The 26,007-nt window shown below is 70.4% G+C and carries 23 protein-coding genes and 1 tRNA gene; 8 read left to right on the top strand and 16 right to left on the bottom strand.

Annotated elements, in window-relative coordinates; translation table 11 throughout:
* Positions 1-4: 4 nt before the first annotated feature.
* Both AAME72_RS11685 and AAME72_RS11680 read right to left on the bottom strand, forming a co-directional pair.
* On the bottom strand, positions 5-475 hold the full coding sequence (locus AAME72_RS11685; RefSeq protein ID WP_348786729.1) for a RidA family protein: 471 nt from the start codon (positions 473-475) through the stop codon (positions 5-7).
* Positions 475-609, bottom strand: a complete 135-nt coding sequence (locus AAME72_RS11680) for a hypothetical protein (RefSeq protein ID WP_314149783.1) — start codon at positions 607-609, stop codon at positions 475-477. Before AAME72_RS11680 ends, AAME72_RS11685 begins: the two co-directional genes overlap by 1 nt.
* Before the next feature lie 116 nt (positions 610-725).
* Between AAME72_RS11680 and AAME72_RS11675 the strand changes: the two genes are divergently transcribed.
* The 3 genes from AAME72_RS11675 to AAME72_RS11665 all read left to right on the top strand — a co-directional run bounded on the left by AAME72_RS11675 (position 726) and on the right by AAME72_RS11665 (position 4,374).
* Positions 726-3,260: a transglycosylase domain-containing protein gene (locus AAME72_RS11675; RefSeq protein WP_348786728.1), complete on the top strand. Its 2,535-nt coding sequence runs from the start codon at positions 726-728 to the stop codon at positions 3,258-3,260.
* The gene (locus AAME72_RS11670) at positions 3,257-4,240 is read left to right on the top strand and encodes a metallophosphoesterase (protein WP_348786727.1); all 984 of its coding nucleotides are present in this window, start codon (positions 3,257-3,259) and stop codon (positions 4,238-4,240) included. The genes AAME72_RS11675 and AAME72_RS11670 overlap by 4 nt, the downstream gene beginning before the upstream one ends.
* Before the next feature lie 60 nt (positions 4,241-4,300).
* Positions 4,301-4,374, top strand: a tRNA-Pro gene (locus tag AAME72_RS11665).
* A gap of 218 nt (positions 4,375-4,592) precedes the next feature.
* Here the strand turns inward: AAME72_RS11665 and AAME72_RS11660 are convergent.
* The 4 genes from AAME72_RS11660 to AAME72_RS11645 all read right to left on the bottom strand — a co-directional run bounded on the left by AAME72_RS11660 (position 4,593) and on the right by AAME72_RS11645 (position 8,780).
* Entirely contained in the window at positions 4,593-5,417 is an 825-nt protein-coding gene (locus AAME72_RS11660; RefSeq protein ID WP_348786726.1) for a carbohydrate ABC transporter permease, read from the bottom strand.
* On the bottom strand, positions 5,414-6,388 hold the full coding sequence (locus tag AAME72_RS11655; protein WP_348786725.1) for a sugar ABC transporter permease: 975 nt from the start codon (positions 6,386-6,388) through the stop codon (positions 5,414-5,416). The genes AAME72_RS11660 and AAME72_RS11655 overlap by 4 nt, the downstream gene beginning before the upstream one ends.
* The gene (locus tag AAME72_RS11650; protein WP_348786724.1) at positions 6,385-7,749 is read right to left on the bottom strand and encodes an extracellular solute-binding protein; all 1,365 of its coding nucleotides are present in this window, start codon (positions 7,747-7,749) and stop codon (positions 6,385-6,387) included. Before AAME72_RS11650 ends, AAME72_RS11655 begins: the two co-directional genes overlap by 4 nt.
* A 65-nt stretch (positions 7,750-7,814) precedes the next feature.
* A complete protein-coding gene (locus tag AAME72_RS11645; RefSeq protein ID WP_348786723.1) occupies positions 7,815-8,780 on the bottom strand; it encodes a carbohydrate kinase family protein in 966 nt (321 codons plus the stop codon).
* A gap of 206 nt (positions 8,781-8,986) precedes the next feature.
* Between AAME72_RS11645 and AAME72_RS11640 the strand changes: the two genes are divergently transcribed.
* Positions 8,987-9,763, top strand: coding sequence for a DeoR/GlpR family DNA-binding transcription regulator (locus AAME72_RS11640; RefSeq protein ID WP_348786722.1), 777 nt, complete (start codon positions 8,987-8,989; stop codon positions 9,761-9,763).
* Entirely contained in the window at positions 9,760-11,118 is a 1,359-nt protein-coding gene (locus AAME72_RS11635) for a 6-phospho-beta-glucosidase (protein WP_348786721.1), read from the top strand. The genes AAME72_RS11640 and AAME72_RS11635 overlap by 4 nt, the downstream gene beginning before the upstream one ends.
* Before the next feature lie 77 nt (positions 11,119-11,195).
* Here the strand turns inward: AAME72_RS11635 and msuE are convergent, their stop codons facing one another.
* From msuE to AAME72_RS11615, 4 genes are all read right to left on the bottom strand, one after another.
* The gene (msuE, locus tag AAME72_RS11630) at positions 11,196-11,789 is read right to left on the bottom strand and encodes an FMN reductase (RefSeq protein WP_348786720.1); all 594 of its coding nucleotides are present in this window, start codon (positions 11,787-11,789) and stop codon (positions 11,196-11,198) included.
* Positions 11,790-11,878: 89 nt separating this feature from the next.
* Positions 11,879-12,892, bottom strand: a complete 1,014-nt coding sequence (locus AAME72_RS11625) for an LLM class flavin-dependent oxidoreductase (RefSeq protein ID WP_348786719.1) — start codon at positions 12,890-12,892, stop codon at positions 11,879-11,881.
* Between the two features lie 61 nt (positions 12,893-12,953).
* Entirely contained in the window at positions 12,954-13,514 is a 561-nt protein-coding gene (locus AAME72_RS11620) for an LPXTG cell wall anchor domain-containing protein (protein WP_348786718.1), read from the bottom strand.
* Between the two features lie 48 nt (positions 13,515-13,562).
* Positions 13,563-15,425: a DUF4012 domain-containing protein gene (locus tag AAME72_RS11615; RefSeq protein ID WP_348786717.1), complete on the bottom strand. Its 1,863-nt coding sequence runs from the start codon at positions 15,423-15,425 to the stop codon at positions 13,563-13,565.
* A 116-nt stretch (positions 15,426-15,541) separates the two neighbouring features.
* On the opposite strand from AAME72_RS11615, the gene AAME72_RS11610 reads away from it, so the two are divergent.
* Together AAME72_RS11610 and AAME72_RS11605 are read left to right on the top strand one after the other, a co-directional pair.
* On the top strand, positions 15,542-16,207 hold the full coding sequence (locus AAME72_RS11610; protein ID WP_348786716.1) for a thymidine kinase: 666 nt from the start codon (positions 15,542-15,544) through the stop codon (positions 16,205-16,207).
* A gap of 52 nt (positions 16,208-16,259) precedes the next feature.
* Entirely contained in the window at positions 16,260-17,567 is a 1,308-nt protein-coding gene (locus AAME72_RS11605; protein ID WP_348786715.1) for a UDP-glucose/GDP-mannose dehydrogenase family protein, read from the top strand.
* 102 nt (positions 17,568-17,669) lie between these two features.
* On the opposite strand, the gene AAME72_RS11600 is transcribed toward AAME72_RS11605, so the two are convergent.
* The 3 genes from AAME72_RS11600 to AAME72_RS11590 are packed head-to-tail and all read right to left on the bottom strand — an operon-like array spanning position 17,670 to position 20,745.
* Complete coding sequence (locus tag AAME72_RS11600) at positions 17,670-18,347, bottom strand: response regulator (RefSeq protein ID WP_348786714.1); 678 nt, start codon at positions 18,345-18,347, stop codon at positions 17,670-17,672.
* The gene (locus AAME72_RS11595; RefSeq protein WP_348786713.1) at positions 18,344-19,558 is read right to left on the bottom strand and encodes a hypothetical protein; all 1,215 of its coding nucleotides are present in this window, start codon (positions 19,556-19,558) and stop codon (positions 18,344-18,346) included. The genes AAME72_RS11600 and AAME72_RS11595 overlap by 4 nt, the downstream gene beginning before the upstream one ends.
* Complete coding sequence (locus AAME72_RS11590) at positions 19,555-20,745, bottom strand: ATP-binding protein (protein WP_348786712.1); 1,191 nt, start codon at positions 20,743-20,745, stop codon at positions 19,555-19,557. Before AAME72_RS11590 ends, AAME72_RS11595 begins: the two co-directional genes overlap by 4 nt.
* A 186-nt stretch (positions 20,746-20,931) precedes the next feature.
* Between AAME72_RS11590 and AAME72_RS11585 the strand changes: the two genes are divergently transcribed.
* A complete protein-coding gene (locus tag AAME72_RS11585; RefSeq protein ID WP_348786711.1) occupies positions 20,932-22,044 on the top strand; it encodes an Rv2578c family radical SAM protein in 1,113 nt (370 codons plus the stop codon).
* 95 nt (positions 22,045-22,139) lie between these two features.
* On the opposite strand, the gene AAME72_RS11580 is transcribed toward AAME72_RS11585, so the two are convergent.
* The 3 genes from AAME72_RS11580 to AAME72_RS11570 form a co-directional block, all read right to left on the bottom strand.
* Positions 22,140-23,765 carry an ABC-F family ATP-binding cassette domain-containing protein gene (locus AAME72_RS11580; protein ID WP_348786710.1) on the bottom strand — a complete coding sequence of 542 codons (1,626 nt, stop codon included), beginning with the start codon at positions 23,763-23,765 and terminating at the stop codon, positions 22,140-22,142.
* Positions 23,766-23,967: 202 nt separating this feature from the next.
* Positions 23,968-25,443: a malate:quinone oxidoreductase gene (locus AAME72_RS11575; protein ID WP_348786709.1), complete on the bottom strand. Its 1,476-nt coding sequence runs from the start codon at positions 25,441-25,443 to the stop codon at positions 23,968-23,970.
* Positions 25,444-25,517: 74 nt separating this feature from the next.
* A complete protein-coding gene (locus tag AAME72_RS11570) occupies positions 25,518-25,937 on the bottom strand; it encodes a hypothetical protein (protein ID WP_348786708.1) in 420 nt (139 codons plus the stop codon).
* Positions 25,938-26,007 lie beyond the last annotated feature (70 nt).

The raw sequence follows: 26,007 nt of genomic DNA, 5'->3' as shown, positions 1-26,007 counted from the left end.
GGCCCTAGTCGAAGGCGACGATGAGCTCGACCTCGACGGGGGCGTCGAGCGGGAGGACGGCGACTCCGACGGCCGAGCGCGCGTGCACCCCGGCGTCGCCGAAGATCTCACCGAGGACCTCGGACGCGCCGTTGATCACGCCCGGCTGGCCGGTGAACGACGGGTCGGAGGACACGAATCCGACGACCTTCACCACGCGGGTGACCCGGTCGAGGGAGCCGATGACGCTCTTCACGGCGGCGAGCGCGTTGAGCGCGCAGGTGCGGGCGTAGTCCTTGGCGTCGTCCGGCGGCACCAGGCCGTGGCCGTCGCCGACCTTCCCGGTCGCCGGAAGCGCTCCGGAGACCATCGGCAGCTGCCCGGAGGTGTAGACGTGGTTCCCGTCCACGACGGCCGGCGTGTACGCGGCGACGGGCGGAACGACGTCCGGCAGATCGATCCCGAGCTCGGCGAGACGCGCCTCGATGCCGGCCATCAGGCGTCCTCTCCGTCCAGCAGCGGACGCTTCAGGTACGCGACCAGGCCGCCCTCCGGACCGGTCACCACCTGCACCAGCTCCCAGCCGTCCGAACCCCAGTTGTTCAGGATGGCTGCGGTGTTGTGGATCATGAGAGGAGTCGTAAGGTATTCCCAGCGTGGCATGGCGCTCTTTCCATTCGGGGGGTTTATCAGGTTCATCGCCTACTCTGAATCCTATGTCTGCGAAAAAACCACAGGCTAGAGGTGTGCTCGGTGCGGTCGGCGCGTTCGTCGGCATGAGTGCTGTGGCCGGTCTTCTGGTCACCGCCGCCGTCACCCCCGCCATCGCAGTGACAGGGATGGCCGCCAACAACAGCATCGGCGTGTTCGAGGGCCTCCCCGAATACCTCGAGATCGGTCAGCTCGCGCAGCCGACCACCATCTACGCCTCCAACGGTTACCCGCTCGCGACCTTCTACTCGCAGAACCGCCTCCCGGTGGGCTTCGACAAGATGTCGCAGGCGGTCAAGGATGCGGCCGTCGCCGGTGAGGACCCGCGCTTCTATTCGCACGGCGGCGTCGACATCCAGGGCACCGTCCGCGGCGTCCTCTCGACCGTCTCCGGCGGCGGCGTCCAGGGCGGTTCCTCGATCACCCAGCAGTACGTGAAGAACGTGCTGCTGCAGAAGTGCGAGGCCATGCCGCAGAAGACCAAGGCCGAGAAGGCGACCTACCAGGAGTGCGTCGTCGACTCCACCGGCGTCTCCCCCGACCGCAAGGTCAAGGAGATGAAGTACGCGATCGGCCTGGAGAAGAAGTACTCCAAGGACGAGATCCTCCAGGGCTACCTGAACATCGCCGGGTTCGGCGGCTCCGTGTACGGCATCGAGGCCGCCGCGAAGTACTACTACAACACGACCGCGGCGGCGCTGACGCCGGCGCAGGCCGCGAGCCTGGTCGCCATCGTCAACGAGCCGACCAGCCTGAAGCTCGACGACCCGGAGTCGAAGTCCAACGGCAAGGCCAACGGCTACGCCAAGAACAAAGAGCGTCGCGACTACATCCTCGACAAGATGTACCAGTACAAGAAGCTCACCAAGGCGCAGCACGACCTGGCGATCAAGACGCCGATCCAGCCGAAGATTACTCCGTCCACCCGCGGCTGCCAGACCGCAGGCGGCGCCGCCTACTTCTGCGACTACGTGCAGAAGATCTTCCTGCAGGACCCCGCGTTCGGCAAGGACAGGGACACCCGCACCGCGAACCTGAACCGCGGCGGCTACAAGATCTACACGACGCTCGACGTCGACCTGCAGAAGGTCGCGGAGGACACGCTCAACGACTGGATGCCGAAGGACTATTCGCAGACCGTCGGCGGTGCGCTCGTCGGCGTCCAGCCCGGCACCGGACGCGTGCTCTACATGGCCCAGAACAAGGACTACTCGCAGGACCCCGAGGTCGTGGCTACCGACCCTGTGCGCTACACGAGCGTTAACTTCAACACGGACAGCGAGTACGGCGGCTCCAGCGGCTTCCAGCCCGGCTCCACCTACAAGGTGTTCACGCTCGCCGAGTGGCTCAAGCAGGGTCACTCGCTGTACGAGACGGTGAACGCGCGGGTCCAGACATACGGCGGATCCAACTGGCCGTTCACCAACTCGTGCACCGATTCGGGCGGTGGGCCGTGGAAGCCGACGAATGACGACTTCAGCAATCCCGGCACCATGAATGCGCTCGCTGCCACCCAGGGCTCGGTCAACACCGCGTTCGTCGGCATGGCCAAGCAGCTGGACCTCTGCAACATCAAGAAGGACGCCGAGGCGTTCGGCGTCCACTCCGCGGTGCCGGGCAAGGAGCTCGGCTCCACCGCGGCGAGCATCCTCGGCACCAACGAGATCGCACCGCTCACGATGGCCACCGCCTTCGCGGGCATCGCCAACAAGGGCACGGTGTGCACCCCGATCGCGATCGACAAGATCGTCGACGGCCAGGGCAAGGCCGTCGCTGCGCCAGCCTCGAAGTGCAGCCAGGCCGTGGATGAGAAGGTCGCCGCTGCGATGGCCTACGCACTCAAGCGCGTGGTGACCGGCGGAACGGCCTCTGGCATCAACGACACGAACCACGACATGCTCGGCAAGACCGGAACCTCCGATGACGCCCTGCACGTCTGGCTGGTCGCCGCGACGACCAAGGTCGCGGGCGCCTACTGGGCGGGAAACATCGAGGGCTCCACCTCGATGCGAGAGATCAGCCCCGCCCACGGTTACACGGTCGCCACCGCCCGTAATCGCGTGCAGGAGTCCATGATGTCTGCAGCGGCCTCCAAGTACGGCGGCGACCCGTTCCCGGAGGTGGACGGCGACCTCATGCGCGGCGTCCAGGTCACGGTCCCCGACGTCTCCGGCAAGGCGCCGGCCGAGGCGAAGTCGATCCTCACCGGCCTCGGTTTCGACGTGCAGGATGGCCCCCAGGTCGACTCGGCGCAGCCGGCGGGCACGGTCGCGACGACCGATCCTGGCGCGGGCTCGTCGATCGGCAAGGGCAGCGTGATCACCCTGAACATCAGTAACGGCTCGCAGGTCGTGGTGCCGGACGTGGTCGGCAAGAAGCTGTCCGACGCCCGGGCGACGCTCAGCGCTGCCGGGTTCGGTGTGAAGGTCGCCGGAGGCAACGCGCCCGACGCCATCGTCGAGTCGATGAACCCCGGTGCGAACACTCCGGCGAAGAAGGGCACGCAGATCACCCTGACCGTCAAGAAGAGCGCGCCGGCGACAACGACACCGCAGCCGGGCGGCCAGTGACGCGCGGGTCCGGCCTCCGCCCGGTGGGCGTCGCCCTGGCGACGCTCGCCGGGGCGGGCGCGGCCGCCTTCGCGTACGGGTCGCTCATCGAGCGGCGCGCCTTCACGCTGCGCGAGGTCTCCGTCCCCGTCCTCCCGGCAGGGTCGCAGCCCATCCGCGTGCTGCATCTGTCGGACCTGCACATGGCGCCGTGGCAGAGCGACAAGCAGGCGTGGGTGCGGTCGTTGGCGCGGCTGCAGCCGGATCTCGTCGTCGACACCGGCGACAACCTCAGCCACGAGAACGGCATCGAGGGGATCCGGGCGGCCCTGGATGCGTTCCGCGGCGTCCCCGGCGTGTTCGTCCACGGGTCGAACGACTACTTCGGGCCTCAGCTGAAGAACCCGCTCAAGTACTTCGTCGGTCCGTCGAAGAGGAGCTCCTCTTCGGCCCCGCGACTGGACGATGCCGCGCTGACCGCGTACCTGCGCGACCTCGGCTGGCTGGACCTGAACAACGCGGCGGGGGCGCTCGACATCCGCGGCACCCACCTCGAGCTCTTCGGCGTCAACGACCCGCACATCCGCTACGACCGCGTCGAGGCGATCCCGGGCGCACTGGACGAGCTGCGCGAGAACGACCCGTACGCGGACGACGCGACCTGGCTGGACGACACGCCACGTCCCGAGCGCCCCACCGTGACCATCGGCGTCGTGCACGCTCCTTATCGCCGCGTGCTGGACGCGTTCGTCACGTATGGCGCCGAGATGATCTTCGCCGGCCACACCCACGGCGGTCAGGTCTGCGTGCCCGGTTTCGGCGCGCTGGTGACGAACTGCGACATCCCGCGGTCGCAGGTGAAGGGGCTCAGCATCTGGCGCCACGCGTTCCGGTCCGCCTACCTGAACGTCTCCGCTGGACTCGGCACGTCCATCTACGCGCCGGTGCGTTTCGCCTGCCGCCCGGAGGCGACCCTCGTCACGCTGACCGCGTCCGAGTGACCCGGGTGGTCACGAGCACCCCCGAAGCTCGTGTATTCTTATGGAGGCCTTCGGGCCAACCGGGGTGTGGCGCAGCTTGGTAGCGCGCTTCGTTCGGGACGAAGAGGCCGCAGGTTCAAATCCTGTCACCCCGACGCCGATTCACGACAGACGAAAGGCCCGGCTCGCTCAGCGAGCCGGGCCTTTCGTCTGTCGTGAATCGGCTCGCTGGCGACTATTGGGCCCCTGCTCGCGAGGGGCCCCGGGCGCCGCCGCGAGCGCAGCGAGCAGCGGCGTCTGGGGGAGCGCGCAGGGCGCACCCCGACGCAACGCGAGGTGCTCCGGGAAGCTGCCCCCACTCCGCGCCCCTCCCCTACTTCGCCGAGATCCCCCCGAGCATCCCCGAGATGAAGCGCTTCTGCAGCACGAAGTAGAGCACGACGATCGGGATGGCCACGATGATGCCTGCGGCGCTCAGCAGCGAGTAGTCGGTGAGGTGCTCGCCCTTGAAGAACGCGAGCCCGAGCGGGGCCGTCCGGCGCTCCTCGCTCGTGATGAGCACGAGGGGCATCAGGAACTCGTTCCACGTCCACATCGCGACGAGCACGCACATCGTCATGATCGGCGCGAGCGACGGCGGCACGATCACCTGCCAGAGCACCCGGATGTCGCGGGCGCCGTCGATGCGGGCCGCCTCGATGATCTCGCCGGGGAAGGAGCGGAATTGGTTGCGCATCCAGAAGATCGCGAAGGCCAGCGACTGGGCCGTCTGCGGAAGGATCAGGCTCTGGTACGTGTCGGTGAGCCCGACGCTCCGGAGATTGAAGTACAGCGGGATGATGAACGCCTCGGCGGGCAGCATCAGGCCGGCCAGCATGACGAAGAAGATGATCCCGGAGCCGGGGAAGTCGAGCCGGGCGAACGCGAAGCCGGCGAGAACCGCGAGGAGGGTGGTGAGCACGACGACGCCGAGCGTCACCACGACGCTCGAGAACATGTAGGTGCCGAAGTGGCCCTCGGACCACGCGGCGGTGAAGTTGCCGAGGTCGATCTTCGTCGGAAGCGCGAGGCCGCCCTCGTTCTCCGACGGCGGCGTCACCGCCGAGAACAGCACGCCGATCAGGGGAACGATGGCGAAGAGCGCGAACACGGTGAGGACGACGTAGTCGACGATCTTCTCGCGTCTGGTCAGTCTCATTGCACGTCCTTCGGCTGGATGCGGCTGATGAGGGCGGTGACGATCATGATGACGACGGTCAGCGCGATCGCCACGGCCGCCGCCGAGCCGACCTGCCCGGTGTTGAACGCGCGGTTGTACGCTTCGAACGCCGGGACCGTCGTCGAGGTGCCGGGGCCTCCCCCGGTCGTCACGTAGACGAGGTCGAAGGTCTTCAGTGCGGAGACGACCGTGAGCGTGAGCGCCACCGCGATCTGACCGCGCAGCGCAGGCAGTGTGATGGAGAAGAACTCGCGCACCGCCCCGGCTCCGTCCAGGCGCGCCGCCTCGAACAGCTCCGGCTGGATGTTTCCGACGCCGGAGAGGAACAGCACGAGGCACAGGCCGATGTTCAGCCAGGTGCCGACGAAGCCGATCGCGGGGAGGGCGAAGCTGTAGTCGCCGAGCCACACCCGGGTGAGCGCGTCGAGGCCGAGCAGCCGCAGGGTCTGGTTGACCAGGCCGTCCTGCGAGTAGATCGAGACCCAGATGGTCGCCACGACGACGGAGGCGATGACCTGCGGGAGGAACAGCACGGTGCGGTAGACGCTCATCCCGCGCAGCCGGTTGGCCCGCGAGATCAGCGCGGTGAGGAACAGCGCGAGCAGGATCGGCACCGCCGCGTAGAACACCATCAGCACCAGCGCGTGCCCGAACGCCCCGCGCAGCTCGGTGTCCGTGAAGACCGACACGTAGTTCGCGAAGCCGGCCCAGGTCGCGGGCGAGAGCCCGTCCCAGTTGTAGAACGAGTACTGGATCGTCTGGATGAACGGCCAGCCCAGGAAGATCGCGAAGACGACGAAGGCCGGCAGCACGTAGAGGTAGGCCTTCAGGCTGCGCCTGCGGCGGCGCCCGCCGCGCCCGCCGCGACCGGCGCGGCCGGGGCGCGTGGCCCCGGCCGCCCGGGTGGCGGCCGGGGCCGCCTGCTCGTTCGGATGAGCGGTCACGGTCATCCGTTGCTCTTCGTGAACGCCGCGTAGTCGTCCTGCAGCTTCTGGCCGAACTGCTCGGGCGTCGCCTTCTCGGCGATCAGGTCCTGCGCGGCGGCGGTCAGGGTGTCGTAGAAGGTCGGCGTCGCGTAGTCGAGGTACGGCGTGATGCCGTTGCTCTTCGAGATCGTCATGTAGTTCGCCGTGATGTCACCGGTGACGGTGCCCGTCGCCGGGGTGGCGTCGCTCGGGACGACCGTCGGCAGGTTGCCCGTCTTCACCAGCACCTCGGAGGCGTTCTTGTCGGTGATGAAGTCGATGTAGGCCGCCGCCGCGTTGGCGTTCTTGGTCTTCGAGGTCATCGCCCAGGCCAGGCCCTCTCCGCCCATCGTGACCGGGGTGTCGGACCCGGCGGGCTTCAGGGCGGTGAACCCGATGTCCTTGGACGCGGCCGCATCCGCCAGCGTCGCCAGGTACCAGGTGCCGGTGATGAGGAAGGCGGCGCCACCCTTGCCGAAGGACGCGACCGCGGCATCCCGCGAGACGCCGTTGGCGCCAGGGGTGATGTATCCGGACTTCTGCCAGCCCTGCACGACGCTCGCGGCTTTCACCTCGTCGTCGCCGGTCCAGGAGCCGCTGGTGCCCTTGACCAGGTCGTTGACCTTCTGCGAGCCGGCGAGCGCCGAGAGCGCGAAGCCGTACAGGTGGATGCCGGGGCTCTTCTCCACATCGCCGTAGCTGAGCGGGAGGGCGCCCGCCGCCTTCACCTTCGCCATGTCGGCGGTGAGCTCGTCGAGCGTGGTCGGAGGCTCGCTGATGCCCGCCTTCTGCAGCACGGCGCGGTTGTAGTAGAGGCCGACGAGCTCGCCCGTCTGGGAGACGCCGTACAGCTTGTCGCCCTGCCAGGTCTTGCCGTCGGAGGAGAACGAGTTCAGCTTCAGGAGGCTGGAGGGGTAGTAGTCGGTCCACTTGTAGAGGTCGGCGTAGTCATCGACCGGGCGCAGCAGGCCTGCCTTCACGAAGGCGCCCATGTCCGGGTAGCCCTGGTTCGCCTGCACCACGTCCGGCGGGTTGTCACCGGAGAGTGCGAGCTTGAGGGTGGTCTTGAGGTCGGAGAACGACCGCGAGACCCGCTTGATGGTGACGTTCGGGTACTTCTTCTCGAACGCGGCGTTGAGCTGCTTCTGCGCGTCGTCGATGCCGCCGTCGGTGTTCTGGTCCCACACGGTGAGGGTGATCTTCCCCGACCCGATGTCCTTCGACACCGGTCCGAGGCTCTGGGACGCGGCGGGAGCGGAGCCGCCGGGGGCGCAGGCGGTGAGTCCGAGCGCGATCGCCGTGAGGGCGCCGGCGAGCAGCGTCGCGGTGCTGGTGCGTTTCTTCATGGGATGTCCGTTCGGTCGGGGACGATGGGGTCCGATTCGTGCAGGGTTCGGTGCGGAGTGGCGCGTCAGTGCGCCGGTTCGGGTGTGCGGTCGAGGAACGACCAGTCCCCGGAGGGCTTGTGGCGTTCGACGAAGTCGGTGAGGTCGCGCGGCCGGGGCGCGCTGGCGGCGCCGCCGAGGCCGGTGACCGAGATGGTGGCGCTGAGCGAGGCGAAGCGCAACCGGGTACGCAGGTCCCAGTCGCGTCCGGCGGAGGCCATGAAGGTGGCGACGAAGACGTCGCCCGCGCCGGTCGGGTCGACGACCGGCACCGGCACCGCGTCCACCTCCACGATCTCGCCGCGGGCGGAGTCCACGGCGACGACGCCGCGCGGACCGCGCGTGACGACCGCGAGCGGGACGCGCTCGGCGAGGGCCTTCGCGGCGAGGATCGGGTCGTCGGTGCGGGTGTAGCGCATCGCCTCCACGTGGTTGGGGACGAACACGTCGACCTCGGCGAGCCGGTCGAGCACGTCGGCCGACCACTCGCCGGTGTGGTCCCAGCCCACGCCGCCGACGATCGTCGTGCCCGCCGCGCGCAGCCGCGCCACCCACTCCGGCAGCTCGCGCGCGATCCCGACGTTGGTCGCGCCGATCGGGCCGAGCGTCTCCGGCACCTCCTGGTGGCCCAGGTCCTCCTGGTAGGTGATGAAGGAGCGGTCCTCGGGGGTCGTGAGCGAGACCGTGACGGGGCTCTGGTGTCCGGGCACGCGCTCCAGCAGCTGGGTGCCGAGTCCTGGCTCCGCATCCAGCATCCGGTGCAGGTGCTCGCCGAGCGGGTCGTCGCCCAGCCGGGAGAGCAGCAGCGTGGATGCTCCGGCCCGTGCCGCCGCCACCGCGCGGTTCGCCACCCCGCCCGCGGTGATGGTGAACGCATCGGCGTACACTTCGGCGCCCACCTCGGGGACGTCGACACCGGCGAAGACGACATCGCAGAAGATGTCGCCGGCGAACAGGAGCTCGGCTCCTTCGTGCAGCGGTCGTACGATCACGGGCTCTCCTCTTCATCGCGGATCCGTGGCCGAATGCTCGAGTTTGCGTGAGTATCCGGGGAAACCGCCGATATTCCGCAAGCCTGAGCGCTCAGTGTTTCGATCACACTACCCGCGTGACACAGTTTTGTTAAGTTTGATTGTTTGAACATGGTTGTCTGCATAAGTTTGCGCGAGTTTGCTCATCTGTGGGTAGAGTGTCAGCCATGATCCTCCGCGAGCGGCAGAACCGCATCATGACCGCGCTGCGCACCGACGGTGCCGCATCGGTGCGCGACCTCGCGGCCGCCCTCGCGGTCAGCGAGTCGACGATCCGACGCGACCTGGAGATCCTCGACCGCAACGGCGAGCTCACCCGCACCTACGGCGGCGCCGTCCTCACCCCCGGCGCGACCGTGGAGGACCACGGCGCCACGGCGGAAGAGGGCGCGTTCGACGACGCGCGCGACGTCGACCTCAAGTGGCGGATGGCCACCGCGGCCGCCGCGATGGTGACCGACGGCAGCGTCATCATCCTCGACATCGGCACCACCACTCCCCTGGTCGCACGCCTGCTGCGCGGCCGCGACATCACCGTCATCACCTCGAACCTCGCCGTCTTCGACGAGCTCCGCGATGACGAGGCGGTGCGGCTCGTGCTGCTGGGCGGCGTCGTGCGCCGCAACTACCGCACGCTGGTCGGTTCGCTGGCGGAGCTCGCGCTCAGCCAGGTCAGCGCGGACATCGTCTTCCTGTCCTGCACCGGCGTGCGATCCAACGGCCACGTCGTCGACAACATGGCCGTGGAGGCGCCTATCAAGCAGTCGATGATCGCCGCCTCCGACCGCGTCGTGCTGCTGGCGTCGGAGGCGAAGTTCCCCGGGAGCGGCGCCCTCCGGCTCTGCTCCCTCACCGACGTCGACGCGCTGGTCACCACCTCCGGTGCGCCGGACGAAACGCTCGCACTGTGCCGGAACGCCGGCGGAGAGGTCACGGTCGTATGAAGCTCTGCATCCTCGGAGGCGGCGGATTCCGCACGCCATACGTCTACCAGGCGCTGCTGCGCGACACCGGCTCCCCACGCGTGGACGAGGTGGCCCTCTACGACGTCGACGAGGGCCGGCTGCACACCATGCTGGCGATCCTCACCGAGCTCGCCGCCGGGTTCCCGGACGCGCCGAGGCTCGTCCCGACGACGGACCTCCGTCGTGCCGTGGAGGGCAGCGACTTCGTGTTCGCGGCCCTGCGCGTCGGCGGTCTGGAGGGCCGGCGCTGCGACGAGCACGTTGCGCTCGACCTGAACGTGCTGGGCCAGGAGACGACCGGCCCCGGCGGTCTGGCGTACGCCATCCGCACCGTCCCCGTGATGGTGGAGGCGGCGAAGGCGATCAAGGAACTCGCCCCCGGCGCCTACGTGATGAACTTCACCAACCCCGCCGGCATCATCACCGAGGCGATGCAGACGGTGCTCGGCGATCGCGTGCTCGGCATCTGCGACACCCCCTCCGGCCTCGGCCGGCGCGTGGCCGGGCTGCTCGGCCTCGACCACGAGCGCGTGCAGATGGACTACGTCGGCCTCAACCACCTGGGCTGGATGCGGCGGGTCCTCTACGACGGACGCGACATCCTGCCCGAACTGATGGCGGACGACGTCCTGCTCGGCGCGCTCGAGGAGGGTCACGTGTTCGGCGCGGACTGGATCCGCACCCTGGGCTCCGTTCCGAACGAGTACCTGTACTACTACTACTTCAACCGGGACGCGGTGCGCGCCATCCTCGACTCCGGCAAGACCAGGGGCGACTTCCTCGCCGACTCGCAGGGCGACTTCTACGCGCGCGCGGCATCGGCGGGCGGTGGCGTCGCGGACCTCTGGCGCACGACGGTCGAGCGCAGGAGCGCGTCGTACATGGCCGAGGCCAAGGGCGGAACGCAGGACGAGCCGACCCACGTGAAGGAGCGCGACACCGACCCGGCCCACCAGGGCTACGCGGGCGTCGCCCTCGGCGTGATGGCGGCGATCAGCCGCAACGAGCGCCACACGATGATCCTCAACGTGCGCAACGGCGGCACCATCCACGGGCTGCCCGACGACGCGGTCGTCGAGGTGCCCACGCTGGTGGATGCGAACGGGGTGCACCCGCTCACCACCGCGCAGCCCGACCTGCACCAGATCGGCCTGATGTCGCAGGTGAAGGCGGTCGAGCGGCACACCATCGCTGCGGCCCTCACCGGGTCGAAGCGTGAGGCGGTCGCCGCGTTCGCGCTGCATCCCCTCGTCGACAGCGTCACGGTCGCGCGCTCTCTGGTCAGCGGCTACATCGACCGCATCCCCGAGGTGGCGGCGGTCCTGACCAAGTAGGCGTCGAGGGGACGCGACACGCCGTCACGCGCACGAGCACGCGGCGTGTCGCGTCCCCTCGACCGCCCGGATGCGCGTCAGAAGGCGTCGGGGCGGGCGAAGTCCGCGCCGGCGTACCGCGCCTCCGGGTCGATGTGGGCGCGGACGAGCGGCAGCGTGCGCGAGACCGCGGTGTCGATGCGCTCGCGCAGGTCGTCCGAGGCGATCGCGTAGTCCCGGAAGTCGGACTCGCTCGCGTAGATGCCGAGCGGCAGCGTGAGCGACTGGAAGAAGCCGAAGAGCGGCCGCATCTGGTGCTCGACCAGCAGCGCGTGGCGGTCGCTGCCGCCGGTGGCCGTCAGGACGATCGGCTTGTCGACAAGGGCGTACTGGCCGATGTGGTCGAAGAAGAGCTTGAACAGACCCGTGTAGGTCGCGCGGTAGGCCGGCGATCCGACGACGATGATGTCCGCCGCCTCCACCGCCTCCAGGGCCGAGACGACGCGCGGGCTCAGGTGGCTCCGGTAGGGGCCGGCGCCCAGCTCCCCGAGCAGCGGCGCGAGCTCGATCGTCGTCGCCGTGCCGCCGGTCGCCTCCGCGAACTCGCGGGTGACGGCGTCGACGAGGACGGTCGTGCGCGAGGGGGCAGTCGGGCTGCCGCTCACGCCGACGACCTGGGGTGCGTGTGCCATGCGGGTACCGCCTTTGCGGGGAGGGGTCGTGAACCCGAGCTACGCTACGCCCGCGTGCCGCCGAGCGCCGCTCCGCGCGTCACGGACCGTCATGGAGCGGGGTACAGCCCCGCGACGATCTCCAGCGAGCGGATGCGGCCCTCCACGGTGGCGGCGCCGGAGGAGACCATCAGCTCGTCGGCCTCGGTGGAGGCGAGCAGCGCGTCCAACCGTGCCTTCACCTCGTCGGGGGTCCCGATCGCCTGGCGCGCGTTGCGGGAGGCGATGAACTCCTCCTCCATCGGACTGAACTCGTGGGCGAGTGCCTCCTCGACGCTCACCGGCTCGGGCTTCAGCCCGCGGCGCATCCGCAGGAAGGACAGCTGGCCGGGCAGAGACTGGGCACGCACGACCTCGGGGTCGTCGTCCGAGACGACGTTCACCGCGATCATCGTGTGCGGCTCGCTCAGGATGTCGCTCGCCTCGAAACGCGACCGGTACAGCTCGAGCGCCGCCTCCGTGTTCTCGCCCGCGAAGTGGTGGGCGAAGGCGAACGGCAGGCCGAGCGCGGCCGCCACCTGCGCGCTGTACCCGCTGGAGCCGAGCAGCCAGATCTGCGGCGCGTCGCCGAGGCCGGGGACGGCGGTGATGCCGTGCAGCGGGTTGGCGTCGCTCATCCCGCCGTAGAAGAAGCCGAAGAGGTCGAGCAGCTGCTGCGGGAAGTCGTCGACGCCGAGCCCCTCGGCGGAACGGCGCAGCGCCATCGCGGTGGCGCCGTCCGTGCCCGGGGCGCGGCCGATCCCGAGGTCGATGCGGTCGCCGTAGAGGGCGCGCAGGGTTCCGAACTGCTCTGCCACCACCAGGGGTGCGTGGTTCGGCAGCATCACGCCGCCGGAGCCGACGCGGATGCGTTCCGTCGCGGCGGCGACGCCGGCGATGAGGACGGCGGGCGCGCTGGAGGCGATGGCGGGCATCCCGTGGTGCTCCGCCACCCAGAACCGCCCGTAGCCGAGCCGCTCCGCCGCCTGGGCGAGCCGCACCGTTCCGGCGACGGCGTCGCTGTTGCTGCCGCCCGCCGGGCGGTTGGCGAGATCGAGGACGTTGAGGGGGATGCTGGTGGTCACGAAGAGAGGGAACCGTCGCCGGGCGGCGACGATTCCCTCGGGACCGTTCGAGTTCTGTTGGTCAGGACTCGCGGACCTTGCGCATCCAGGCCGCCAGCGCCACCGCGATGCCGCCGAGCACCAGCAGGCCGCCGCCGATCCAGGCCGCCCAGCCGGCGATCACCGAGCCGGTGTCGGGAAGGCTGGACCCTGGGTCGTTCACGGAGGTGATCGGCTGGTTCGCCGAGGCGACCGTCACCGAGGAGACGCAGGTGTGATCGCTGGACTCGCCGTGTCCCGCGACCGTGTAGACGCCGGTCGCGTCGGCGGGCAGTGTCACCTTGAGCACGTCGCTGCCGTCGGCGTTGGAGTGCTTGCTGAAGTGCACGGTGCTGGTGGTCGCCTTGAGGACCGCGAGCTTGACGCTCGCACCGTCCTCTCCGGTCGCCGTCCAGTCGACCAGCTCGGAGTCGGCCCAGGTGCCGGGCTGGCAGATGAGCGTGGCCGTGCTCCCAGCCTGAACCACCGCGGCGTCGAACGTGCACGGTGAGCCCTGTGTGTAGTCGGCCGCGTTGGCCGCCGCCGGTGCGGCCAGCAGCAGCATCCCGGCAACGGCCGCGACCGCGAGTGTCTTCTTGAACATCGGCCTGCCTTCTCTCTTCCGGCTACGCGTCGGTTTAATGATTAATTCTCATTTTACGAGGGAATCGCATACATGAGCAATGCTCGTAATGGTGGTTCGCGCCCCCACATCGGGGGTCACGCCCGCCCCCGGCGGCAGCGGCGTCGTGGCGACGGTCAGGCCCGGCGAGAGCTGGCGGGCATTGACGAATTGCACCGTGACCGTCTTGGACTCCCCCGGCTTCAGCTGCACGGAGACGACCGCGACCGGCCGCGCGCGGTCGGTGCCGGAGACGACCCGCACGGGGTCGGAACCGAGACGGGTTCCGGCCAGCAGACCGCCCGCCGGCCCGTAGACGACCACGCGCGTGAGGATCTCGCCGGGCGGGACGCCGTAGGTGCCGCCGCCCGTGACGTAGGTCGGCAGACTCGTCCCGGCGTTCGCCGGCGCGTGGTTGGTCAGGGTCACCCGCACCAGCGATGTCGGACGGAAGTCGAAGCGGCACACCTCCGCGCCCGCGGACACGGAGGCGTGCAGGTAGTAGTCCATCTTCGAGCCGGTCGCATCGTTGAGGTAGACGCCGAGGGCGGCCGTCTGCGGGGTGGAGACGGGCAGGGCGCCGGCGAGGGTCGTCGAGGCCAGCACATCCTGCTCGTCGGCGTGCGCGCTCCAGATCCTCAGCCGATCGGACGATCCGGCCGAGGAGAACGCGGAGAGCAGCTTCTCGCCGTCCACGTGGCCGGCCGCCAGCTTGCCGAAGATCGCGGCGGCGGCCGAGGAGAAGAACGCATCCTGCTGCGAGCTCGCCGGATAGCGCGCGTAGACCTCGCTCAGCAGCAGCGGGACGGCGTTGGCCGAGGTGATGGTGTCACCGGAGGGCAGGGCGACCGGGCCCGTGGCCTTCAGGAGCGCACTCAGCACGACCGGATCCATCGTGATCACCGCGTCGACCGTGCCGCCGTGGGCCTTCTCCCACATGGCGGCGATCGTCGTGGCCGCGAGCGGGAAGTCGGGCGTGTAGTTGGCGTCCTGGAGGAATCGGCCGACCAGCGGGCCGTAGATCCCGATGGTCGCATCGGGGATGTCGGAGACCTCCGACGGCCACGGGCCGATCGACGTGCCGGCCTGCTGCGCCTCCAGGGTGACCGCTCCATGGTCGGCGCGGATGAGCGCGACCGAGCCGATCAGGCCGCCCGTCGCGCGGAGTTCTGCGGGATTCTGCGCGACCACCAGGATGTTCCGCACCCCCGCCTGCCCGAGCATCCCTGGCAGCAGCCGCGTGCTGTTGCCGATCGCGTCGATCGAGGGCGACGCCTGCCCGAACAGCCCGTTCAGCCGGCTCACCGCGTCGCCGACGGGCTGGATGAGGGACGCAGTGGAGACGCCGGCGGCGCTCCCCGCCGCGGCGTGGAACGCGGCCTGCGCCTTGGTGACCACCGGCCGCGCGGCGACCAGCGGCGCGAGATCGATGCGCCCGCCGGCGGGCTTGAGAGAACGCGGGTCCACCTGTCCGGAGACCGAGACGAGGGGCGCGACCACCTCGCGGGCGACCGAATCCGTCGCGCTCGCGACGACGCGCACCGCGGCCAGGTTCGGGCCGACCAGCGGGATCCCCTCGCCCAGCCGCCAGATCGGGTCGCCGGTGAGGGAGGCCGCCTGTGCCGCGTGCTTCGAGAGCTCGCCCGCGGCGGACCTCGCGGCGGTGACGTCCCCGGACCGGATCGCCGCGACGACGGCGCTCGCGGAGGGCTGAGCCGCCTCCAGCTGCTGGCGTGCAAGGAGGGCGCGGATGCCGATCCAGCCGACGAAGGCGGCGAGCAGCACGGCCAGGACCACGATGACGGCGATGAGCACGGGACGGCGTCTGCGCCGCACCGGTTCGTACTCCGCCGCCCGAGGCGGCGCCTGCTCGCGCGAGAGACCGATCGCCATACCGTCAAATGTAACAAATCCTCATTTTTTGGCACGCCCCCCAAACGGGACGCGCCGCGCCGCGCTGGGCGCGCCATCCAGAGAGCGCGTTCACCTGCGCCCTCTAGGATCGTTGCGTGGCAAAACTGTATTTCCGCTACGGCGCGATGAACAGCGGCAAGAGCACCGCCATGCTCCAGGCGGCCTACAACTACGAGGAGCGCGGTCACCGCGTCCTGCTCGCCAAGCCGTCGATCGACACCAAGGGCGACATGGGCATCCTGTCGCGGCTCGGGGTGACCCGCGAGGTCGACTTCCTGATCGCGCCGGAGACGGACGCGTACGGCAAGTTCCAGCAGCACCGCGAACGGACGATCAAGCGCTACGACAGAGACGTCAGCGCACTGCTCGTCGACGAGGCGCAGTTCCTCACCGAGGCGCAGATCGACGACCTGCTCCGCATCGCGCTGCTCGAGGACATCCCGGTGCTCGCCTATGGGATCCGCACCGACTTCCAGACCGTCGCCTTCCCCGGCAGCCGTCGGCTGCTGGAGGTCGCGCACAGCCTGGAGGAGCTGAAGACCATCTGCCGCTGCGGGCGCAAGGCGATCTTCAACGCGCGCAAGGTCGGCGGCGTCTTCGTCTTCGACGGCGACCAGGTCGCCATCGACGGCGCGGAGGTGAGCTACGAGGCGCTGTGCGGATCCTGCTACCTGCAGGAGAGCAACGGCGTGCTCAACAACGGCCGCTGGCCGCTGGAGGCGACCGCGTACGCCAGCGAACCGGACGCCGACTTCACCTGAACGCCCCCGTGATCCCTTCACCCGAGCCCCGCGGGGCTGGAGAGCGAGAGTCATGAGAATCTCCGTGATCGGCTGTGGCTACCTCGGCGCCGTGCACGCGGCGGCGATGGCGGACCTCGGCCACACCGTGGTCGGCGTCGACGTCGACGAAGCCAAGGTCGCCTCGCTCTCCGCGGCGCGGGCCCCGTTCTTCGAGCCCGGGCTTCCCGAGGTTCTCGCATCGGCGACGGCGAGCGGCCGGCTGCGGTTCACCACCGATTTCTCCGCCGTGGAGGATGCGGACGTGCACTTCGTCGCCGTCGGCACGCCCCAGTCCGCGGAGGGCGACGCCGCCGACATGCGGTTCGTGGACGCCGCGTTCGGCTCCCTGCTCGAGCGCGTGAAGCCCGGTGACGTCATCGTCGGCAAGAGCACCGTCCCCGTGGGCACCGCCGCGCGGCTGGCGCGGCTCGTCGCCGAGCGGGCGCCCGAGGTGACGCTCGCCTGGAACCCCGAGTTCCTGCGCGAGGGCTTCGCCGTGAAGGACACCGTCAGCCCTGACCGCCTCGTCTACGGCGTCCCCGGGGGCGAGGCGGGCGAGCGCGCCGCTCGCATCCTGGACGGCGTCTACGAGCGCGCGGTGGCGGCGGGAACGCCGGTGATCGTCACGGACTACGCGACCGCCGAGCTGGTCAAGGTCGCCGCCAACGCGTTCCTCGCCACCAAGATCTCGTTCATCAACGCCATGGCGGAGATCGCGGAGGCGACCGGAGCGGACGTGACGCAGCTCGCGGACGCCATCGGGCACGACGCCCGGATCGGCAGGCGGTTCCTGAACGCCGGAGTCGGCTTCGGCGGCGGCTGCCTGCCCAAGGACATCCGGGCCTTCAGCGCCCGGGCCAGGGAGCTCGGGCGCGGCGACGCGGTGCGCTTCCTCGACGAGGTCGACCAGATCAACCTGCGCCGCCGCGCGCGCGTCGTGGAGCTGGTGCGCGAGCAGGCCGGCGGGCTCGCCGGAGTGCGCGTCGGCGTGCTGGGGCTGGCGTTCAAGCCGCACTCCGACGATGTGCGGGACTCCCCTGCGCTCGACATCGCGATGCGCCTCGCCGACGAGGGCGCGATCGTGACGGCGACCGACCCGCAGGCGATCGAGAACGCGCGCCGCCGCGCACCGAAGGTGGCCTACGCGACGTCACCGGAGGAGGCCGTCGCCGGCGCCGACGTCGTCGTGCTGATCACCGAGTGGCCCGAGTTCGTCGGCCTCGACCCGGAGGTCATCGGCCGGCTCGTGACCCGGCGGAGCATCATCGACGGCCGCAACGCCCTCGACCCCGCCGCCTGGCGGGCCGCCGGCTGGGAGTACCACGGCCTCGGCCGCTGACGACGCCCTCGAGCGCCCGCGCGCGTGAACATTTGCGCCACATGTAGGAAGCCCCGCGCCGGAAGCCGACATTTGTGACAAAGGTGCGGGCCCGGCGCCGCGTCAGGTGAGGTAACCGTCCTCGGCGGCGCGGCGGATCAGGTCCGCGCGCGAGCTGGTGGGGCGCCCGGCCTTCCCGTATTTCTCGCGCACCCGGCGCAGGTACGTCTTCGCCGTCTCGTACTGCACGCTCATCGCCTGCGCGACCTCGGTCGTCGTGCGGCCGTCGGCGTAGAGGATGAGCGCCTGACGCTCGCCGTCGCTGAGCTTCGGACGCGCCGTGTCCGGGACGAGCGGACGCGGGCGCCACGCCTCCGGCTGCTCCGGAGCCGCGGAGCCGTCGCGGCCCATCGCCGCGAGCGCGACGGCGATCAGGTCCGAGGTCGGCTCCGTCTTCGTCACATAGGCGACGGCGCCCGCGGCGAGCGCCGCATCCCTGTCCTCGGGCGTGTCGACGGCGCTCAGCACTACGACCTTCGCCCCGGCCGCGCGGCAGGTGCGGACGCGGGCTCCGATCGAGACGGACTCGCGCAGCTGCAGGTCCATGATCACGAGGTCGGTGGGGAAGGCGTCGCTGTGGACGAGTTCGAGCCAGCTGCTCGCGCGCAGCACGAGGTCGAACTCGGGCGCGTTCGTCTCGATCCAGCTCGCGAGGCCGTCCAGGAGGATCTCGTGGTCGTCCAGGATGGCGAGGCGGATCGGCGGCGCCGAGTGTGCGGGGGGTGCGGGGGTGCTGCTCATCGTCTCCTTCCCTCAGGGTACGCGAAGCGGACGGTCAGGATGCGTTCATCCGCGCGCATGGCGGCCTCCATCGAGACCGAGCGCAGCGCGCTCAGGAACGGGAGGAGCTCCTGCCGCAGCCGGCGCCGGGAGAGGCCGACCCGCGCGGTCAGCACGAACACGGGATGCTGCGGCTCGGCGACCTCGACCCGCACGCTCGCGGGATCCAGTCCCGGCAGGGCGACGACGGTCGCCACGATCGCACCGACGATCGCCCGCTGCTCCTCGGTCAGCACGCGGTCGAGCCGGTCGGGGTCGCTGACCCGCTCCGCCGCCTCCGGCGCCGCGGGATCGAGACCGCGTCGGGCCAGGGCGAGCGCCAGCGTCTCCGACAGCCAGGTCCGTTCGACGGATGCGACGGCGGAGCGGCGGAGCTCACCGGCGATGCGCAACGCCGTGGCGCGATCCGCCTCCCCGATGCGGCCGGTGGCGAGCAGTTCCGAGAGGAAGGGGGCCGCCTCCGCGTTCAGTGCGGTCGCGCGTTCCTGCGCGATCATCCGCTCCGCCGCCTGCCGCAGCTCCCCATCCAGCCTGGCCTGCCCGCTGCGCGCCTGCTCCCGCCAGCGCAGCGTCTCGCCCGTCATGGTCCACGCGTAGCCTGCTCCCCCGCACGCGAGCGCGAGCACCGGCGTCGCGGCGACCGTGGCATAGACGATCGGGCTGGTGGCGATCGCGAGGGACGACGCCTGCAAGGCGGCGAGGGTCCCGAGCACGATCGCGCCGATCACCGCGACGACGAGCACTTCCGCGATGGGCCGGTAGAGCGGCATGGCGATCAGGAACAGCGCGACCGCGACCTGCCCCCAGTCGTCCTGGATGCGCTCGTTCCTGCCCCACACCGCCGAATCGAACAGGCACGCGGCCGCGAGCGCGAAGCCGACGATGGCGAGGTGGGACCACCTCCCGATCGGCGCGAGTCCGGGATGGGTCCGGATGATCGCGACGACGGTGACGAGCACGAGCAGGGCGATCGCGACGACCGCCAGCAGCGGGCTGCGCAACTGATCGCGATGCCAGACCGTGGACGCGATGGCGTAGCCGACGGCGACGAGGCCGATCAGCGGGACGAGCAGCCACGCCGACTGGACGCCGAGCGGATCGAGGCGCTGCGGCGTCCGCTCGGTCGGCAGGGAGCGCACCCGCACGATCGTGTCGGCGACCACCCGGCTCACGCCGCCGCCTCCTCGACCGGCACGGTCAGGATGACCGTCGTGCCGACCTGCTCGCTGGAGTAGATGGTCACCGACCCGCCGACGCGGGAGATCCGCTCGTGCACCGACTGGCGAAGGCCCAGACGGTCGGATCCCGCAGCGGTAGGAGCGAATCCCGCGCCGGAGTCGACGACCATCACGGAGACCGCCCCGGCGTCGGCGGAGAACGCAACCTCGGCCGCGGCGCTCCCGGAGTGCCGGAGCACGTTGACCAGGCACTGCCGCACCGCGAGGCCGAGCGCCCGGAGGGCGTCGTCCCCGAGGCGTGCGACGGCGTCGCGGTCGCCGGACACCTCGACAGCGAGGCCCTCGTCCCTCGCGTCCTCGATCGCCCTGCGCAGTTCGCTCCCGTACCAGGGGTCCGCCTCGGCGGCCGGCTCGTCGCCGTCCGCGCCGGGGAGGGCGCCGAGACGCTTCAGGTCGGCGTCGATGCGGGCCGCGAGCCGCGTCGGCAGGTCGCCCGCCGGAGTGGCCGCGACCGCGAGCAGCTCGCTCAGGACGGTGTCGTGGACGTCGGCGACAGAGCCGGCGAGCAGCTCCCTGCGCAGGTCGACGAGCCGAGCATCCCGCACCGCACGGTGGATGGCCGACTGGCTCCGCGCCCGCGACCCCCTGGTCAGCCCGTCGAAGGCGAGGATCCCCACCAGGAGCAGGTACGCGCCGAGGGAGATCGCGTCGGGCCGGAACGGGCGTCCCGCGGTCGCGGCCCCGAGCAGGACGGCGGCCTCGGCCAGCGCGAACCCGAGCGTCGCCCACAGGATGCCCGCGAGCGCGCCGGTGCCGGTGCCGCCGACGAGCGTCATCGCGACGACGGGCAGTGCGACGACGAAAAGGTTGGTGTCCGGGTAGGCGGGGTTGCCCGCGAACAGCGCGACGACGTAGAAGTAGGTGCACACCGCGCCGACGAGCAGATAGGCGACCGTCAGCCCGACGGTGCGCCCCTTCGCCAGCAGGATCAGCAGGATCGTCATGGGGGCGAGCACGAGGAGGGTGACCCACCAGCTCACCGCGTTCCGGGTGCCGACACTGGAGACGCCGACGTTCACCACCGCTGCGCCGAGGCAGACGAGACCGGCCCAGCGCGCGGCCGTCGCGAGTGCCCGCGAGTTGGCGGCGCGCGAGAGGTGACTGGGGAGTCCGAGGGACACGCGTCTCCCTTCGGCGCGAGAGGTCGGGGGGCCGGAGGACCCGGCGGGATCCGCGTGGCAACGGTCCCAGAGGGGATTATGGCAGCGATTGCCCGGGGTGTGTACCCCGGACATGCCGCGAATCTGTACCCCTCGCAGCGGGGCGTCGCACTTGATCTGCGTTCGAACATATGTTCGAATGGGTCCATGAGATGGAGCGGGCAGGAACTGACGTCGGAGGCGCCGTCCACGCTGCCCGGGCTCGCCCGGCTGAACAACCTCGTCCGGTCGGTGCGCACGCCCGAGTTCGCGAACATCACCTTCCACGAGGTGCTGGCGAAATCGGCACTGAACCGCATCCCCGGCGGAGGCGGTCCGATGCCGTTCGGCTGGACGATCAACCCGTACCGTGGATGCTCCCACGCGTGCGTCTACTGCTTCGCGCGGCCGACGCACAGCTACCTCGACCTCGACCAGGGCACGGACTTCGACCAGGAGATCATCGTCAAGGTCAACGTCGCCGAGGTGCTGCGTCGCGAACTGGCCAAGCCGAGCTGGGGCCATCACCCGGTCGCGCTCGGCACCAACACCGACCCCTATCAGCGCGCGGAGGGCCGGTACGCCCTGATGCCGGGGATCATCGACGCACTCGCGGAATCGGGCACGCCGTTCAGCATCCTGACCAAGGGCTCGCTGCTCCGCCGCGACCTCGACCGACTGGCCGACGCCGCTCGGTACGTCCCGGTGGACCTCGCCATGTCGATCGCGGTCTACGACGATGAGCTCCAGCAGACCGTCGAACCGGGCACGCCGAGCACCAAGGCGCGCCTGGCGACGGTGACGGCGGTGCGCGAGCACGGTCTCGACTGCGCGGTGTTCCTGATGCCGATCCTCCCCTACCTCACCGACACCCGCGCCCACCTCGACGACGCCCTGCGCCAGGCCAAGGCGGCCGGTGCCACCAGCGTGCTCTACACGGCCCTGCACCTGAAGCCCGGTGTCAAGGAGTGGTACTACCTGTGGCTCGGGCGCGAGCATCCGGAGCTGCTGCCGAAGTACCGCAGCATGTACGGCCGCGGCACCTACGCGCCGAAGGAGTACCGCAGCTGGCTCGCGGCTCGCATCAAGCCGCTCATCCGCGCGCACGGCCTCGAACGCGGCCAGGAAGACCCGCTCACCGGCGGCGTCCGCTCCTCGGCGCTCGGGATGCTGCGCGACACCGATGGCGAGCGCCGCACCATCGCCCAGGCGGCCGCGGACGCCGAGGTCCCCGACGCCGCGGCCCTCGTCACGCTCGGGGTGCAGCCGACCCTGTTCTGAGCGGACCTGCGGCACCCGCGGAGGCACCGACAGAGGACGCGACACGCCGCGTCGCGCGTGCAGCCGCGGCGTGTCGCGTCTCTGACGGCCGACTCTTACGACCCCACGGGGGTCAGCGCGACCTCGGCGCCCGTCCACCGGGAGCGCAGCCAGCGGTCGTGGCTGGCGACCACCACGGCGCCCGGGTAGCCGCCGAGCGCCTCCTCCAGCTCGGTCGCGAGCGTGAGGGAGAGGTGGTTCGTCGGCTCGTCGAGCAGGAACAGGTGCGGCGGCCGCGCCAGGATCAGCGCGAGCGCGAGCCGGCGCTGCTGGCCGACCGAAAGGGCCCCGACCGGACGGTCCAGGTCGCGCAGCGCGATCAGACCGAGCCCACGCAGCGGCACCGCCTCCGCCCGCCGCTCCCCCAGTGCGGCCTCGTAGACGAGGCGCGGCGAGAGCGAGGGATCCGGGAAGCGCACGTCCTGCTCCAGCAGGGCGGTGCGGAGCCCGCGACGCCGCTGCAGCGCGCCGGCGACGGGTTCGATGCGCCCTGCCAGCACGCCGAGCAGCGTCGACTTGCCCGCGCCGTTCGACCCGGTCACGAGGATGCGCGAGTCCGGCCCGACCGCGAACTCGGCGACCTCCAACCGGCCGGGGACCCGGACGTCCTCCGCGGTCAGTAGCGCGCCCGCGTCCTCCCCGAGGGCCTGGAAGCCCGAGGGGATGCCGGAGAAGGACAGCGGCGCGGGCGGCTTGCGCACCTGGTTCTCGCGCAGGTCGTCCAGCCGGCCGGAGGCGTTCTTGATCCGGCGGCTGATCTGCCGGTCGAGCGTGTTGCCCTTGTACGACTTCGTGAACTTGTCGTTGTCGCGCACCTTGCCCGACCACGCGATCGACCGCGCGGTGACGTCCACCGCGTGCTCCAGCGCGTTCAGCTCCTCCTGCTCGTCGGAGTACTGCTTCTCCCAGCGGGCGCGCTCGGCGGCCTTCGCCTCCAGGTAGTCGCTGTAGCCGCCTCCGAACACGGTGGTCCCCGTGCGGGCGGGGTCAAGGTCGAGCAGACCAGTCGCGACCGCGTCCAGGAAGGCCCGGTCGTGACTGGCGAACAGCACCGGCCCCGACCAGCCGACGAGCTGACGTTCCAGGAACGCCGCTGCCGCGTCGTCCAGGTGGTTCGTCGGCTCGTCGAGGAGCAGCGCGTCCGGTCGCCCGAGCAGCAGCGCCGCCAGCGCGAACCGGCTGCGCTGACCGCCGGAGACCTCGCCGACGCGCCGGGCCAGCGGGATGCCGCCGACGCCGAGGCCGTCGAGGAGCTCGTCGCGCCGGGCGTCGATGCTCCAGATCTCGGCGCGTTCCGCCGCGGCCAGGGCCGCGTCGTAGCGAGCGGCCGCAGCCGGATCGTCTCCGACGAGCGCGGCCGCCGCCGCCTCGAGCTCGCGCTCGATGTCGCGGACCTCGGAGAGCGCGTCCTCGATCAGGGTCCCGAGCGTCTCCTCGGGGCGGAAGCGAACCTCCTGCCAGAGGAAGCCGACGCGCGCCGGCCTGCTGATGACGCCGGCATCCGGGATCTCGGCGCCGGCGAGCACCCGCAGGAGCGTGGACTTGCCGACCCCGTTCTCGCCGATGAGACCCGTCCGCGCGCCGGGCGCGACGGTCAGCGAGACGTCGGTGAGGACGCGCCGGTCGCCGTAGCCGTGCGAGACGCCGTCGGCGCGCAGTGGAGTGAGTGTGAGCGTTGGCATGGGAAAACCGCCTTTCGGGCGCTCCTGGTGGAGCCGGTTCCCGCCGGGCGATCCCCGTGTGGAGTAGGCGCGGAAGCGCACACGCGCGGTGACCTGAAGGGTCGCTCACTCCATCGACGGCGCCTCGGGCGCGGGACGAGAGGAGGTTCTCACTTCATAGCGCTGACGACCATAACAGGCCGACCGCGCCGTTGTCCAGCCGCTACTGCGTGAGGTTCAGCACCTCCGCCGTGCGCTTCAGCACCTTCTTCGCCTCCGACGGCCGGTCGTTCAGCGTCGTCCCGACGGTCGGGATGAGCTGCGTGATGGTCGGCAGCCAGCCGTCGTAGTGCTCGGGGAAGCAGCGCTTCAGGAGGTCGATCATGATCGGGACGGCGGTGGATGCGCCCGGCGAGGCGCCGAGCAGACCGGCGATGCTGCCGTCCTCCGCCGCGACCACCTCGGTGCCGAACTGGAGCACGCCGCCCTTCTTGGCGTCCTTCTTCATCACCTGCACGCGCTGGCCGGCGGTGATGAGCTCCCAGTCCTCCTGCTTGGCGGTGGGCATGAACTCGCGCAGCGCCTTCATCTTCGTGGCGCGGCTGGCGAACACCTCGCCGATCAGGTACTTCATCAGGTCCATGTTGTCGCGGGCGACGGCGAGCATCGGGCCGATGTTGCCGGCACGGACGGAACCGGGGAGGTCCCACCAGGTACCGGTCTTCAGGAACTTGGGGCTGAAGCCGGCGTACGGGCCGAACAGCAGGGACGTCTCACCGTCCACGACGCGGGTGTCGAGGTGCGGGACCGACATCGGCGGAGCGCCGACCGCGGCCTTGCCGTACACCTTGGCCTGGTGCTGGGCGACGATCTTCGGGTTCTGCGTGCGCAGGAACTGGCCGGAGATCGGGAAGCCGCCGAAGCCCTTGATCTCGGGGATGCCCGACTTCTGCAGCAGGTGCAGCGCGCCGCCGCCTGCACCGACGAACACGAACCGCGCCACCGCCTCATGCGGGGTGTGGCCGACCTCGTGCCGGACCTTGATGCGCCAGAGGCCGTCCTTCGTGCGCTTGATGCTGCGGACGCGGTGGTTCAGCGCGAGCTCCGCGCCGTTCGCGACGAGGTTGTCGACCAGTGCGCGGGTGAGCGCGCCGAAGTCCACGTCCGTCCCCTCCAGTTGGCGGGTCGCGGCGATGCGCTGCTTGGCGTTGCGCTTCTTGGTGAGCAGCGGCGTCCACTCGCCGATCGTGGCCGGGTCCTCGGAGTACTCCATCCCGGCGAACAGCGGCTGGTCCTTGAGCGCCTCGTAGCGGCGGCGCAGGTAGCGGACGTTGTCCCGGCCGCGCACGAACGTCATGTGCGGCGTCGAGTTGATGAAGGTGTTCGGCGCCGGGAGGTCGCCGGCGGCGACCAGGCTCGCCCAGAACTGGCGGCTCAGCTGGAACTGCTCGTTGATGCTGATCGCCTTGGCCGGGTCCACCGACCCGTCCGGCGCCTCGGGCATGTAGTTCAGCTCGCAGAGGGCGGCATGACCGGTTCCGGCGTTGTTCCACGGGTTCGAGCTCTCCTGGGCGACCTCGCCGAGGGACTCGTAGATGCGGATGCTCCAGTCGGGCTGCACGCGCTGGATCAGGGCCCCCAGCGTCGCGCTCATGATGCCGCCGCCGATCAGGACGACGTCGATGGGAGAATTGCTCACCCGTCAATCCTACGGTGCCACGCCGGTCGGCCCTTCTCCCGCGGCGAAAACTGTCTCGACGTCGAGACAACCCTTCACAGTGCGGAGGCGCCGGCGACGATCAGGGCCACGCCCGCGACGATCATGCTCGCGAGCAGCACGGCGAATCCCGCCCAGACCAGCGCGATCGCGCGGTTGGGCTTCTGCGGATCGCGGCCGATCGCCGAGAAGAAGAAGCCGGCGGGGATGAGGATGGCCGTCGCGAGCACACCGATGGCCGAGGCGTGGGCCCAGCCCGTGATGCGCGCGGCGTCCATCAGCACGAGCACCACGAGTCCGAGGATGACGAGCACGCCGGCATGCGCGTGCCCGGCACGGAAGAAGCTCTTCTGCAACGCGTTCGCGCCCTGTTTTCCCGTCACTACCCGGAGCATGAAGGTGCCGCCGTAGGCGATGCCGATGACCGTGAGCAGGACGGCGCCGGCGGTGATCGCGCTGGCCGGTTGGAGCAGCATGGTTCCTCCTTGGATAGTCGAACTATCCAAAGATTAGATAGTGATACTATCCAAGTCAAGCGATCGCGAC

It is taken from the genome of Leifsonia sp. NPDC080035 (genome assembly GCF_040050925.1).
GTDB lineage: Bacteria > Actinomycetota > Actinomycetes > Actinomycetales > Microbacteriaceae > Leifsonia.
This window is presented reverse-complemented; position numbering and strand designations above follow the sequence as displayed.